The sequence below is a fragment of the Actinomadura roseirufa genome (assembly GCF_900659635.1).
Classification (GTDB): domain Bacteria; phylum Actinomycetota; class Actinomycetes; order Streptosporangiales; family Streptosporangiaceae; genus Spirillospora; species Spirillospora roseirufa.
In genome coordinates, this window is record NZ_CAACVB010000040.1 from 1 (window position 1) to 13,232 (window position 13,232).

The 13,232-nt window shown below is 72.2% G+C and carries 12 protein-coding genes and 1 riboswitch; of the genes, 4 read left to right on the plus strand and 8 right to left on the minus strand.

Translation table 11 applies throughout. The features are described 5' to 3' along the window. The first annotated feature begins 310 nt into the window (after window positions 1–310). The 3 genes from E1291_RS41930 (at window position 311) to E1291_RS43870 (ending at window position 2,949) form a co-directional block, all read left to right on the plus strand. Window positions 311–481: a hypothetical protein gene (locus E1291_RS41930; protein ID WP_165495078.1), complete on the plus strand. Its 171-nt coding sequence runs from the start codon at window positions 311–313 to the stop codon at window positions 479–481. Window positions 482–569: 88 nt separating this feature from the next. Further along, the gene (locus E1291_RS11775) at window positions 570–2,132 is read left to right on the plus strand and encodes a long-chain-fatty-acid--CoA ligase (RefSeq protein ID WP_131737799.1); all 1,563 of its coding nucleotides are present in this window, start codon (window positions 570–572) and stop codon (window positions 2,130–2,132) included. A gap of 70 nt (window positions 2,133–2,202) precedes the next feature. Next, window positions 2,203–2,949, plus strand: a complete 747-nt coding sequence (locus tag E1291_RS43870; protein WP_278045251.1) for a class I SAM-dependent methyltransferase — start codon at window positions 2,203–2,205, stop codon at window positions 2,947–2,949. Window positions 2,950–2,968: 19 nt separating this feature from the next. Here the strand turns inward: E1291_RS43870 and E1291_RS41935 are convergent, their stop codons facing one another. The 5 genes from E1291_RS41935 to E1291_RS11795 all read right to left on the minus strand — a co-directional run bounded on the left by E1291_RS41935 (window position 2,969) and on the right by E1291_RS11795 (window position 7,135). Continuing rightward, on the minus strand, window positions 2,969–3,133 hold the full coding sequence (locus tag E1291_RS41935; protein ID WP_165495079.1) for a hypothetical protein: 165 nt from the start codon (window positions 3,131–3,133) through the stop codon (window positions 2,969–2,971). Window positions 3,134–3,177: 44 nt separating this feature from the next. Further along, window positions 3,178–4,092, minus strand: a complete 915-nt coding sequence (locus E1291_RS11785; protein ID WP_131737800.1) for an endonuclease/exonuclease/phosphatase family protein — start codon at window positions 4,090–4,092, stop codon at window positions 3,178–3,180. Window positions 4,093–4,458: 366 nt separating this feature from the next. Continuing rightward, window positions 4,459–5,640 (minus strand): elongation factor Tu, encoded by a 1,182-nt coding sequence (gene tuf / locus E1291_RS11790; RefSeq protein ID WP_131737801.1) that lies wholly within the window; start codon window positions 5,638–5,640, stop codon window positions 4,459–4,461. A gap of 138 nt (window positions 5,641–5,778) precedes the next feature. Continuing rightward, window positions 5,779–5,904 carry a hypothetical protein gene (locus tag E1291_RS44585; RefSeq protein ID WP_278045252.1) on the minus strand — a complete coding sequence of 42 codons (126 nt, stop codon included), beginning with the start codon at window positions 5,902–5,904 and terminating at the stop codon, window positions 5,779–5,781. 10 nt (window positions 5,905–5,914) lie between these two features. Next, window positions 5,915–7,135, minus strand: a complete 1,221-nt coding sequence (locus E1291_RS11795) for an MFS transporter (RefSeq protein ID WP_165495080.1) — start codon at window positions 7,133–7,135, stop codon at window positions 5,915–5,917. A gap of 67 nt (window positions 7,136–7,202) precedes the next feature. On the opposite strand from E1291_RS11795, the gene E1291_RS11800 reads away from it, so the two are divergent. Next, window positions 7,203–8,411: an arginine deiminase gene (locus tag E1291_RS11800; RefSeq protein ID WP_131737803.1), complete on the plus strand. Its 1,209-nt coding sequence runs from the start codon at window positions 7,203–7,205 to the stop codon at window positions 8,409–8,411. A gap of 256 nt (window positions 8,412–8,667) precedes the next feature. On the opposite strand, the gene E1291_RS11805 is transcribed toward E1291_RS11800, so the two are convergent. The 3 genes from E1291_RS11805 to E1291_RS11815 all read right to left on the minus strand — a co-directional run bounded on the left by E1291_RS11805 (window position 8,668) and on the right by E1291_RS11815 (window position 13,109). Continuing rightward, complete coding sequence (locus tag E1291_RS11805) at window positions 8,668–9,213, minus strand: ATP-binding protein (protein ID WP_242614092.1); 546 nt, start codon at window positions 9,211–9,213, stop codon at window positions 8,668–8,670. Window positions 9,214–9,611: 398 nt separating this feature from the next. Continuing rightward, window positions 9,612–11,549, minus strand: a complete 1,938-nt coding sequence (locus E1291_RS11810) for a sensor histidine kinase (RefSeq protein WP_131737804.1) — start codon at window positions 11,547–11,549, stop codon at window positions 9,612–9,614. Between the two features lie 153 nt (window positions 11,550–11,702). Then, window positions 11,703–13,109 (minus strand): purine-cytosine permease family protein, encoded by a 1,407-nt coding sequence (locus E1291_RS11815; RefSeq protein WP_131737805.1) that lies wholly within the window; start codon window positions 13,107–13,109, stop codon window positions 11,703–11,705. Next, window positions 13,105–13,219: riboswitch (TPP riboswitch) on the minus strand. (Overlaps the previous gene by 5 nt.) Between the last annotated feature and the right edge of the window lie 13 nt (window positions 13,220–13,232).

Sequence of the window (13,232 nt, forward strand, 5' to 3'; positions counted from 1 at the left end):
TGGTCGACTCCGCATCTACCGGGAGCTTCACTACTTGGCGATCACAACCGGCGAACCGCAGCCAGCTCGTGACCAGCCTTCCCAGGATGGAAACGGCTCTCTGATCATCGGGAAAAGGTTGGGCGATATACCGCTTTGTCGACATGTCTGCATCGGGCCCCGCCAGGAAGTGATTCAATTTCGGGCGGGGTCAGGGTCCAGCCTCGGGGAACCTCAGGGTGGCTCTCCGCCGAACGGCCCGCCCGAGCCCTGTGAAGGTCGTTCCGGAGGCTGATGCCCGCCGTCCGAGGCGGCGGCTACGGTGGGGACCATGGCAAAGACGATCCTGACCATAGTCGGCGTCGTACTCGCGATCTGGCTCGTGACCAGCGTGATCGGCGCCATCTTCTCCATGCTGAAGCTCTTCTTCTTCATCGGCCTCGTCGCCGTCGTCGTGGTGATGGCGGTGACCGCCGTCTCGAAGTTGACGAAAAGCCGTTAGACGGAGCGGCTCCCAACCCTTGCCGGGCCTTCGCCGTTGACCGCATGATGCCCCCACACCATGGCGGCCGGCGGCGAAGGGACCTTTCGTGCAGGGTCTGACCGAGGTTCTGCGCGAGCGCGCGGACCTGCATCCCGATCGTGTCGCGTTCATCGTGGGTGACGTCCGCGTCACCTACCGGGACTTCGACCGCCGCGTCGACCGCGCCGCCGCCGCCCTGGCGGCGGCGGGCGTCGGCCGCGGCGACCGCGTCGCGATCCTCGACAAGAACTCCCTGGAGTACGCCGAGCAGCTGTTCGGCGCGGCGCGCGTCGGCGCGGTGCAGGTGCCGATCAACTACCGGCTCGCACCCGCCGAGGTCGCCTACATCGTCAACAACGCGCGCGCGAAGGTGCTCATCACCGGCTCCGAGTTCGTCCCGGTCTTAGACGCCGTCGCGGAGAAACTGGAGCACACCGCCCACCTCGTCGTGATCGGCGGCGAGGGGCACGGCCGGCTCGACTACGCCGACTGGGTGGACGCGGCGGAGAACACGCGTCCGGACGGCATGGACACGGCCGCCACCTCGGACGTGTTCGTCCAGCTCTACTCGTCCGGCACCACGGGCCTGCCCAAGGGCGTGATGCTGACGCACGACAACTTCAACGCGGCGCTGCCCCTGAGCAACGAGACCTGGGACATCGACGACACCACCGTGCTGCTGGTCGCGATGCCGATGTACCACGTCGCGGGCAGCGCCCTCACCATCTGCGTGATCTTCGACGGCATCACCGGCGTCATCGCGCGCGAGCCCGACGCCGCCGCGCTCGCGCGGGCGATCGAGCGGTACCGGGTCACGCACACCTTCCTCGTCCCGGCCCTGCTGCGGTTCATGCAGCTGATCCCCGAGGTGGCCGAGGCCGACATGTCGAGCCTGCGGGTGCTGCTCTACGGAGCGTCCCCGATCAGCGAGGACGTCCTGCGCGGTGCCCTGCGGATGCTGCCCACCACGGAGTTCATGCAGGTCTACGGCCTTACGGAGACGACGGGCGCGATCACCTCGCTGCCGCACGCCGACCACGACCCGGACGGCCCGCACCCGCGCCGGCTGCGCAGCGCGGGGCTGCCCAACCCGTCCTGCACGCTGCGGATCGCCGACCCGGCCACGCAGAGGGAGCTGCCGGCCGGGGAGGTCGGCGAGATCCTGTGCCGGTCGCCGCAGAACATGAAGGGCTACTGGGGGATGCCCACCGAGACCGCGAACGCGCTGCTGCCGGGCGGCTGGTTCCGGACGGGCGACGCCGGCTACCTCGACGAGGACGGCTACCTCTACATCCACGACCGCGTCAAAGACATGATCATCTCTGGTGGGGAGAACATCTACCCGGCCGAGATCGAGAACGTGCTCATGGGCCATCCGGCGGTCAGCGACTGCGCGATCATCGGGGTCCCCGACGACCGGTGGGGCGAGACGCCCAAGGCCATCGTCGTGCTGTCGGGGGACGTGGACGGCGCCGCGCTCGTCGCCTACTGCCGCGAGCGGCTCGCGCACTTCAAGTGCCCCACCTCGGTCGAGCGCCGCGAGGCGATCCCCCGCAACCCCACGGGCAAGATCCTCAAACGGGAGCTGCGCGCCCCCTACTGGGGAGGCCGGGACCGCGCCGTCCACTGAGGCGCGCTTCCGTGACGCCGAGGCCGCCCCCGCCCTGGGCCGCTTCTCTCTCCCCCGCGTCTACGACGCCGTGATCGCCCTGACGCGGGAACGCCTCTGGCGGAGCATGCTCGTCATGCACACGGCGCTCAGGCCCGGCGACGTCGTCGTCGACGTCGGCTGCGGCACGGGGTCGCTGGCCCTGCTCCCGCACGACGTCGAGCCCGGAGCCCGCGTGATCGGCGTCGACCCCGACCCGGAGGTGCTCGCGCGCGCCCGGCGCAAGGCGGAGGCGGCGGGCACCGGCGCGGTGGAGTGGCGGACCGGGATGGGCGACGCGCTGACGGACGTCGTGGCCGCCGGGACCGCCGACGTCGTCGTGTCCAGCCTCGTCCTCCACCAGTGCCCCGTGGCGATGAAGCGGGCGATCCTCGTCTCGATGCGCGAGACCCTGCGGCCGGGCGGCAGGCTGGTGATCGCCGACTTCGGGGCGCAGCGCACCCGGCTGATGCGCCTGGCCTTGCGCGTGGTGCAGCCACGGCGCGCCGCGGCTGAGCCGCGCAGGGCGCGGAGCCGCTGGGGCGACAGCCCGACCCCGGCGGCCACGGCGGTCAGCGGGATCCGCTCGTCCGCCGGCGCGCGCATCGCCTCCACCAGCCGCCCGTCGAGATCGTTCGACGGGCGGCGGCCGGCGGGCCGGACGTCCTCCTCGCGCAGGGCGCTCAGTCCCGGGGGCGGGCTGATGCCATCGCCGCACAGCGGCCGCAGCCGGTCGGCGAACGCGCAGTGCGGCTCGATGAAGAAGGTCCGCAGCGTCCCCGCCGGGAGCAGCCGGTGACCCGCCATCGGCGGCACGATCAGCGCCGCGCCGTGGTGCCGGACGCGTCGTCCTTGGCCACCTCGTCGTGGACGCCGATGGCCACCTGGAAGGCGGCGTGCCGATGGAGCGCGCCCTCCAGGACGGCACCTTGGTGGAGCGCGTAGCCGTCGCCTATGACGAAGTACGGGGAGGTCCCGTCCATGCTCGGCATGCTTTCACGGCCGAGGTCCCCTGGGGGACGCGCGGTCAGCGTTGGGACTCGGCGCCCTGGCGGAAACGGATCACCGCCGACACTGGGCGGTGGTCGGACGACCGGACGGCGCTCACGGGCACGCCGCAGGAGACGCCGGTCGTCTTGGACAGGAACAGGTAGTCGGTCTTCTGCACGGCCGCGCCCCGCCAGTCCTGGACGGTCTTCGCGCCGGTGCGGGCGGGTCCGGGGCCCTGGTCGCACTCGGAGTAGTCGCGGTACAGGGTGTCCAGGGCCGGCGCGCCCGGCTCGTCGGCGAGGTCACCGCCGACGACGACGCGTCCGCCGCCCGCGAGGGACGCCAGCGTATGGGCCTGCTTGCGGCGCCACTGGCCGCCGGGGTCGTCGGTGGAGCTGAACTGGGTCGCGCACACCCGGACGCCCCAGGACGCGACGTCCCCGCACAGTGCCACGCGTCCGATCCGCGTGGGCGACGGCAGCCGGGACTGCCGGACACCGCTGAGCGCCGCCTCCGTGCCGACGGCGACGCCGAGGCGGCCCTGCCCGTCCGCGCAGGACGGCCCACGCGTGAACGGCGCGAACGCCCAGCTCCATGTGCCGAACCGGCCGCTCTTCTTCAGGGTCTCGACCTGCCCCGCGCAGACCTCCTGGAGAAGGGCCACGTTCGTCCGGATCTTTCGGCCGCCGACCTCGACGTTGTTGAGCTGCAGCGCGATCCGCCGGGAGAGCTCGGCGGGACGGGCGCCGAGCGGGCAGCCGACCGCCGCCCCGCCGCACACGTTCCACGTCATCGCCTTGATCGTCACCGCGGGCGCCCGGCGTTCCCCGTCGGCGTGGGCGGGGCCGCTGCCGGACAGGCCGTCGATGGCGGCGCCGGCGCCCGCCGCGGTGACCACCGCGGCGGCTCCGCAGACCGAGAGGAGGGGGATCAGGGCGCGGGGAGATCGCACACGTTCTCCAGGAAGTGTGGAACGGTACTTGCGGGGGCGATGCGGAAATCCCACCACATCAAGATCGGCTCCGCCAGCCGTTCGCGACCGCGGGTGCGCGGAATGTGACAAATCCCAGCACTCCCACCGTCACGCGCGTTCACCGTACCCCGCCCCCGGCTCCCGCCTCAAAACCACCACACCAGCAGAAATCCCCCAAAGTGGCCGTACATTCGCGTCAGGCACCCGGGTGGGAAACGGCTCAGCGGACCATGCCGGGCCGGGCCTCTCTGGGACGGCGCCGCGCACACGAGCGTCTGACCAGCGAATCCATACCGTGAATCGGCCGGGTGCGAGCCCTTCAGGCGAGCACCCGGCCGATCCCGTTCAGAGGACGGCTTCGACCGTCCCGGCGCCGACGGTGCGGCCGCCCTCGCGGATCGCGAAGCCGAGGCCCTCGGTCATGGCGACCGGCCTGCCGAGCTCCACGGCCATCTCGACCGAGTCGCCGGGCAGGGCCATGGCGCCGTCGCCGCCGAGGTCCACGGCGCCGGGCACGTCCGCCGTGCGGAAGTGGAACTGCGGCCGGTAGCCGTGGAAGAACGGCCCGCTCCGGCCGCCCTCCGCGGCGGTCAGCACCCGGACCCGGGCCCGGAACCGGGTGTGCGGACGTATCGTGCCCGGGGTGCCGACGACCTGGCCGCGGCGCACCTGCGAGCGGTGGACCCCGCGCAGGAGCACGGCGGTGTTGTCACCCGCCTCGGCGTGCTCTATGGAGCGGCCGAACGTCTCCAGCCCCGTCGCGGTCGTGGCGATCGTCTCGCCGAACCCGACGACCTCGACGGCGTCCCCGCGGCGGACCGCGCCCTGCGCGACGACACCGGTGACGACCGTGCCGCGCCCGGTGATGGTGAGGACGTTCTCCACCGGCATGAGGAACGGCCGGTCCAGGATCCGCTCGGGGACGGGCACGTACGCGTCGATCGCGTCGAGCAGGTCGACGATCCGGGCCGTCCAGTACGGGTCGCCCTCCAGTGCCCGCAGGCCGGACACCCGCACCACCGGAACCTCCTCTCCGGGGAATCCGTACTCCGACAACAGGTCCCGTACCTCCAGTTCGACGAGGTCGAGCAGCTCGGTGTCCTCCACCATGTCGGACTTGTTGAGCGCGACCACGACGTGCTCGACGCCGACCTGGCGCGCCAGGACGATGTGCTCGCGGGTCTGCGGCATCGCGCCGTCCTGCGCGGACACGACGAGCACGGCGCCGTCCACCTGCGCGGCCCCGGCGAGCATGTTCTTGATGTAATCGGCATGACCAGGCATGTCGATGTGGGCGTAGTGCCGGGTCGCGGTCGCGTACTCGACGTGCGCGACGTTGATCGTGATGCCTCGGTCGCGCTCCTCGGGGGCGCGGTCGATGCCCTCGAACGGGACGGCGGAGGCCAGCCCGCGCTCGGCGAGCACCTTGGTGATCGCCGAGGTGAGGGTGGTCTTGCCGTGGTCGACGTGCCCCATCGTGCCGATGTTCAGGTGGGGCTTGTCGCGCTCGTACAGCCGCTTGGCCATGGTCTCGTCCTCACTCGTGCTCCATACGGATCGTGAGAACCCGCGCGTGCGCCGCCGGCCCCCTCGCGGGGGCGTGCGGGGCTCGCGGTCCGTCCCGACCCCCCTCCGCTGGTTCTCCGGGGGCGGGACGGAGAGGGGTCAGCTTCGCGCGCCGTCGTCGGCGGCGTTGTTCAGTGCGAGGTGCGCCGCCGTGGGGAAGGCAGCCGGCACCGCGCTCAGCGGACCGTGGTCCGCGAGCGTCCGGGTGCCGGCTGCGAAGAACATGGTTCGCACGCTACGAGCCGGGCGCGGCGAAGTCGACCGATTTTCCGGGCGCGGGACGGCGCAGCATGGCGAGCCCGAGCGCGGCGCCCGCGACCTGGAACGTCCCGATCGCCAGGAACAGGCCGACCGGCCCGGCAGCGTCGGCGGACGCGGCGGTCAGCGCGGCGCCGACCGCCGACGCGCCGATCTTCAGGCTGCCCGCGGTGGTGTTCACCTGGCCGAGCCGGCCCGGCGGCGACTCGCGCTGGCGGATCATCAGGGTCGCCGCGAACACCGGGCCCTCGAACGCGCCCGCGGCGGCGAACGCGGCCACCGCCCACGGCACCGACGGGACGGCGGCGAGGGCGGCCAGGGACGCCCCGAACGCGGCCAGCCCACCGAACAGCACCGCCTGGGCGTGCCGGGGGGTCAGCCACCGGCTGGCCGCGAGGGAGCCGAGCAGCATGCCGGCCGCCATCGCCGCCAGCAGCCGCCCGCCGGTGCTCGGCTGGGCGCCGAGGTGTCCGGCGAGCAGCACCGCGCTCACCGCGACGCCACCGAAACCGGTCCACGCCAGCGTCGTCGCCGCGGTCACGGCCCGCAGGACACGCCCCTCGGCGAGCACGACGAGGCCGCCCGCGACCGCCTGACGCCACCCCGGACCGTCCGGTTCGTCCTCTTCCTCGGGTGTGCCGGGGAACGGCAGCAGCGGGAGGGCCAGCAGGCCGACGAGGGCGCTGCACACGATCGCGACGCCCGCGTACCGCCCGCCCGCGGCTCCGGCGACCACGGCGGCGAGGCCGGGGCCCGCGATCGCGGCGAGGTTGTAGCTGGACGCCTCCAGCCCGTACGCGCGGGCGAGCCGGCCGGCCGGGACGAACCGCGGCAGCAGGGAGGTCAGCGCGACGACGACGGGCTCGGTGCAGCCGACGGCTGCGGCGACCGGCAGCGCCACGGCCGCCGGCACGCGTCCCGCCACGATCAGCAGCAGTGCCGTCGCGGCGGCGTAGCAGGCGGCGAGGGCCACCGCGATCCGCCGCGGCCGCGCCGCCCGGTCGAGGGCGAGCCCGATGACGGGGCCGCTCAGGACGTACGGGAGCGTCATCGCGGTCTGCAGGTAGCCCGCGGTCGCGGCGTGGCCCGTCCGGGCCTGGACGGTCAGGATCAGCGCCGTCGCCACGCCCTCGGCGGAGACCCGCAGCGGCGTCGCGGCCGCCAGGTGCAGCGGAAGGGCGGCGCTCCTGCCGATCACTCCCGAATCGTGCCACAGCGCCGGTCCGGGGGTTCGTTCCGATCAAGCCCCGCCTAGAATTTCGGACGTGACGGAAACCACAGCGCACGAGCACAGGGTCACCAGTGAGGTCGGGCGGCTGCGGACCGTCCTGCTGCATCGTCCGGGAGCGGAGCTGAAGCGGCTCACTCCCCGCAACAGCGACAAGCTGCTGTTCGACGCGATCCCGTGGGTGGGCCGGGCCCAGGAGGAGCACGACGCGTTCGCCGAGGCGTTGCGGTCGCGTGGTGTCGAGGTGCTGTACGTGACGGAGCTGCTCCAGGACGCGCTGGAGTACGAGGCGGCGCGGGAGCGGGCGATCGCGGACGCGGTCCTCGACCTGCGGCTCGGCGACCAGCTCCGCCGCGTCGTCGAGGCCCACCTGCGCGACCTCGACCCGGAGAACCTCGCGCACACGCTGATCGCGGGGCTGGCGCACGAGGAGCTGAAGGCCGGGCACGGCCTCGTCTACCGGCTGATGGACCGGCTCGACTTCATCGTCGACCCGCTGCCGGGCCTGCTGTTCACCCGCGACAACAGCGCGTGGATCGGCGACCGGGTGGCGGTGACGAGCCTGGCGATGCCCGCGCGCCGCCGGGAGGCGGCGCTGACCGGGCTCATCTACGCCCACCACCCCCGGTTCGACGGGCTCCGGCCGGTGTACTCGCCGGAGCTGGAGCATGTCGAGGGCGGCGACATCCTGCTGCTGGGCCCCGGGGTCATCGCGGTCGGGACGGGCGAGCGGACGACCCCGGCGGGCGTCGAGCGGCTCGCCCGGCAGGTGATCGGCGCGGGGCTGGCCCACACCGTCCTGGCCGTCCCGATCGCGCAGGAGCGCGCGACCATGCACCTGGACACGGTGTGCACGATGGTCGACACCGACACGGTCGTCATGTACCCGCCGGTCGCGCATTCGCTGACCGCCTACACGGTCACGCTGGACGGCGGCGACCTGCGGGTGACGGAGTCGCGCCCGTTCCTGGAGGCGGCGGCGACCGCGATGGGCCTGGACCGCCTGAAGGTCATCGACACCGGGCTGGACCCGGTCACCGCCGAGCGCGAGCAGTGGGACGACGGCAACAACACCCTCGCCGTCGCGCCGCGACTCTGCGTGGCCTACGAACGCAACATCGAGACGAACGCCCAGCTCGAAGCGGCGGGCATCGAGGTCATCCGGATCAGCGGCAGCGAACTGGGCACCGGCCGAGGCGGCCCCAGGTGCATGTCCTGCCCCATCCTCAGAGACCCGCCAGCATGACCCCGGCCCAACCTGTCCAAGGGGCTCATCTGTCAGGCACGCCCTCAGGACAGCTTCCAAAGGGAACCTGAGCGTGCCCACCAAGGGACACCCGCAGGCGAAGCGATTCGCGCTCGCACAAGCCCGGTCACGAAGCGAGCCGCTAGGCGAGCGAAGTGGGCCGAGCTTGCAATAAAGATGGCGCTCGGGCGGTGTCGACGGGGGCACGACAGCGCCCGAGCTTGCGAGGACCCTACCGGGTGCGAGGTTGGTCCCTCTACGCGGGGTATGCCCTAGTCGATGCGGCTCCGAACCTGGTGCCGTCAAAGAGCCCTCCGTCCGGTTCGTCCAGGACATCGGGCAGTTCGACCTGATCGGGGGCGACGGCGTGCGCGCCCGTGGGTGAGACGACGCCGTTGCCCTGCGGTGAGCGGGGGGCGCGCAGGATGGCCCAGACCGTGGTGGCGCCGTCCTCGTGGCGCACGCCCCAGCCTTCGGAGAGGGCCTCGACGATGCCCAGGCCGCGCCCGCCGAGCGAGGAGAGCGTGCCGGGGCCGCGGCGCGGCTCGGTCATGGCTCCTCCGTCGCTGACCTCAAGTTCCAGCAGGTCACCGCGGCGCAGCCAGCAGACCCTGACCTGCCCCGACGGCAGCGGCCGCGCGTGCCGCAGCGCGTTGCTGATGAGTTCGCTGACGATGACGCTGGCATCGTCCACGATGGACTCGTAGACGCCCGACGCGACCAGTTCCGAGCTGAGGCGCCTGCGGGCGACCGCGACACTGGACGGTGCGTGTGGCAGCAGTACGACGCTCGACGCCCTCACCTCCCCGTGCTTCCGCTGACTCGGACGAGACCCGCCGCCGCTCTTCCGGTACGACCGAAATGCCCTGATGGTACGAACCGGAAACCTGGACGCCCCAGTTTGCCACCTGCACAACGAGTCATCGGGCATCCGGTCACGGTGATCACCCCCCGTTCGCGGCGTCGGAATGGAATCCCATCCCCAACGACGGCCAACAATGGATCTATCCAGCCAACGGCCGGTTACTCCTCACGCGCGCGTTTCGTCCATCACACCGGCGCGGCACCGCCCTTTCCCGCAGGGGTCTGCGTTCCCACCAGTCAAGATCGCGAAAAGCGGGGCCACGGCGGGCTCACCCGGCCACGCGACCTCTGTCTCCGTACGGTCAGTGACCGCCGGACCGCGGCTCCCCGGGCCCCTCATGGAGCGCTCCGGAGGACGAGCCGCATGCACGTGCCGGTCGAGCCTGAGAATCTCGCCCCGCCTTCTCCCTGCTCATGACCCTTCGTGTGAAATGCATCACGGTGAACCTTGGCCGGATGGGCCGAAATCGTCCCTCCCTGGGCCTCGGTGAGCCGTTTCACGATGTAGAGGCCGAGCCCGATACCCCCGAAACGGCGCCGGTCGCCCGCCTCGCCCTGGACGAAACGCTCGAAGATCCGTTCGTGGTCGCCCGGGGCGATGCCGATGCCCTCGTCCACGACCGTCACCACCACGTCCGGCCCCTCCGCGCGGGCGCGGACGCGGACCGTCCCGCCGTCCGGCGAGTACTTGAAAGCGTTCTCCAGCAGCTGTCCGAGCACGATGTCGGTCGCCATCGCGTCGCCGCGCGCGGCGGGCAGGCCGGGGGCGATCTCCAGCTCGACGCGGTGCAGATCCGACAGTGACCGAAAACCCGCCACCACGCCCTCCAGCACCCGGCTCAGGTCGAACGTCTCGATCGTGACGGCCAGTTCGTCGGCGCCCGCCCGCGACCCCAGCAGCAGATGCTCCACGAGCCGGCCGAGCGACTGGGCCCGCTCGGCGATCGTCGCGACGGCGGCGCGCCGGTCGGCGTCGGTCAGCTCGTCCCACCGGTTGACCAGCGTGGACGCGAAACCCTGCACGACGGTGATCGGCGTGCGCAGCTCGTGGCTGGTGGTGGCCAGGAACAGGTCCTTGGCCTCCTCCAGCGCCTTCGCCTCCGAGACGTCCCGGAAGTCGACCACCAGCTCGCCGGTCTCCTCGATCTCGGCGGCCAGCACGTTCAGCCAGACTCCCGACTCCAGCGGGAAAGTGAGGTCCTCGCCGAGCGCGGGCATGGCGAACGGCAGCGGGCGGCCGATCGCCTCCTCCGGCGCGATGCCGGTCAGCACGTGCGCGGCCGGGTTCCACTGCCGGACGACCAGGTCGTGGTCCAGCACCGCGATGCCGTCCGCGCTGGAGTCGACCACCGCGCGCTCGTGCGCCCGCTGCCGGACGACCTCGGCGTAGGCGACCGCGTTGCCGACCGCGACCCCGGCGTGCCCGGCGAGCAGCTCCAGCAGCTCCAGCTCGGTGTGCCCGGCGTTGCGCCCGGCGAACAGCGCGTACAGCGCCCCGTACGGCCGGTTCTGCAGGTAGGACAGGCCGAGCGCGATCGTGTGCAGGCCCTCCAGCTCGGACCAGACGAGATCGCCGAGGCGCCGGTCGCCGGTCGCGAGCTTGACGGTCTTGCCCGAGCGCAGCAGCTCGCCGACCAGGCTCGAACGCAGCTCGGCGGACGTGCCGCGCAGGTGCTCGGGCAGCCCGGAGATGGTCACCAGCCGCAGCCGGTCCCCCTCGATCCGGACGAAACCGCCCGCGTCGGCGCCGGTCAGCTCGATCAGCGCGGTGGTGATCCGGTCGAGCACGGTACCGAGGTCCAGCTCGGCGTTGAGGTCGGCGACGATGTCGTTCAGCCGCCGGACGAGCCGTGCCCGCTCCGCCATGTGGTGCTGGACGATCTCGTCGTCCTCCACCGGGTGGTACACCCCGACCCAGCCGAGCGGCCTGCCCGAGGGGTCCTTCAGCAGGCTCGTGTCGATGCGCACGTCGATCAGCCGGCCGTCGCGGTGGAAGCGGCGCGTCGCGATGGAGATCTGCGCGCTCTCGCCCTCCCCGGCGCGCCGGGTGAGCAGCCGCTCCTGCACGGCGTTGTGCTCGGCCTTCAGCTCGTCCGGGACGATCGGCGGGACGCGCCCGACCATCTCGTCGGCGGACCAGCCGAACATCCGCTCGGCCGCCGGGTTCCACACCGTGACCCGGTGCCGCTGGTCGACGGCCACGATCGCGTCGGCGGCGCTCTCGATGACGGCGCGCGCGATCGGATCGTGGACGTGGTGCTGCACGCCTGTCATGGTGCCACCGGACCCGGGGGCGGCGCCGGGCAACCCATGCCGAAAAGTTCCCACCGCTGCTCGGCGGTGGGCGGAAGAACACCACTTCAGGGGCCTGGAGACGTCGAAAACAGCCAAGAACGGCGGATCCGCGGGCCGTCGGCGACGTTCCGCTCAGCGTCCGGGGCGAACGAACCTACCGGCGAGTAGGGCGACGGCGGCGGCCACCAGGAACGACAGCAGCGAGGCGCTCATCCAGCTCTGCGGCGTGAAGTGCAGGGCGTCCCGCACATCCGTCCAGAAGCCGGCCCACCGGCTGACCGTGCCCGGGTTGATCAGCTGGTAGGTCACGATCCCCGCCGCCCAAGCGACGACCATGCCCCACCGGGACGGTGCCGTGCGGGAGGTGTCCCAGCCGCGCACGACCGCCGAGCCGTCCGCCGAGCCGTCCGCCGGACCGTCCGCCGGGGCAGGCGTGTCCGTCTCGGCGCGGCGGCCGCGGCCGACGAAGAAGTCCGCTGCCAGGACGCCCAGCATGGGCACGAACACCGAGCCGATCAGCGACAGGAAGCCCGCGTAGTCGCCGATGTCCAGCACCAACGCGAGAACCGTGATGCCCGCCCCGAGCACGACGGTCAGGACGCGGCGGTCGGCGCGCGGGACGAGGTTCTGGATCGAGACCGCCGTCGAGTACACGTTCGCGAACGACTGGTCCGCCTCGCGCAGCACGAACACGGCGAAGAACAGCACGCCGAGCGTGACGCCCAGGAACGGGTCGAAGACCTTCGTGGAGTCGCCCGCGACGAGCGCCAGGGCGAGCAACCCGAGGACATAGGCGATGATCTGCGTGACGGAGTAGCCGATCGACGCGGCCCCGAACGCCCCGCGCGCGCTCCGGGCGTGCCGTGTGTAGTCGGCGGCCACGGGCACCCACGAGATGGACACGGCCAGCGCCGCGTCCGCCCCGATCCAGAACCCGCCCCACGACCCCTGCGTGAGATCGGGCAGCGGCTCCCGCACGAGCTGGACGTAGAAGTACACCAGCGCGACCATCACGGCCACGGTCACGTATCGGCGCAGCAAGCGCACCGAGCCCAACGGCCAGATGGTCAGCACGGTGGTGATGACTCCGGCGACGACCACGTACGTCCAGCGCGGGACGCCGTCCCAGAGCGCGCGCGCCGCGTCCGCGATGACGATCAGCTCGAACGTGCCCCAGCCGATGAGCTGGGCCACGTTGAGGACGGTCGGCGCGTACGACAGGCGCGCTCCGAACAGCCCCCGCAGCAGCACCATCGCGGGCTGGCCCGTCCGCGCGCCGGGGGCCGCGGCCAGGCCGAGCATCAACCCGCCCAGGATCGTCCCGACGGCCATCGCGACGATCCCCGCGACGATCGACAGCGTGGGCTTGCCGTCCGCGTCGGGGGCCAGCACGGTGTAGGCGCCGGAGAACGCGAACAGGCTGACGCCGAGGTTCGCCCAGAAGGCGCTCTGGTCCCAGAACCCGAGGACCTTCGGCGCCGGCTCGTCGAGGGTGTACGGCACCTCGTCGCGCGGGCGCTCGTCAACGGCGGACGTCATGGGGGGTCACGCTCCCTACGCCGGCATTACCCGGACAGGTTCAGGCGGTCGGCGGCACCCTGAAGCCGCCCTCTCAGCCCGGTCTGGCCCGAGCTCCCGCGTATATCGGTCGAACCGATGGTA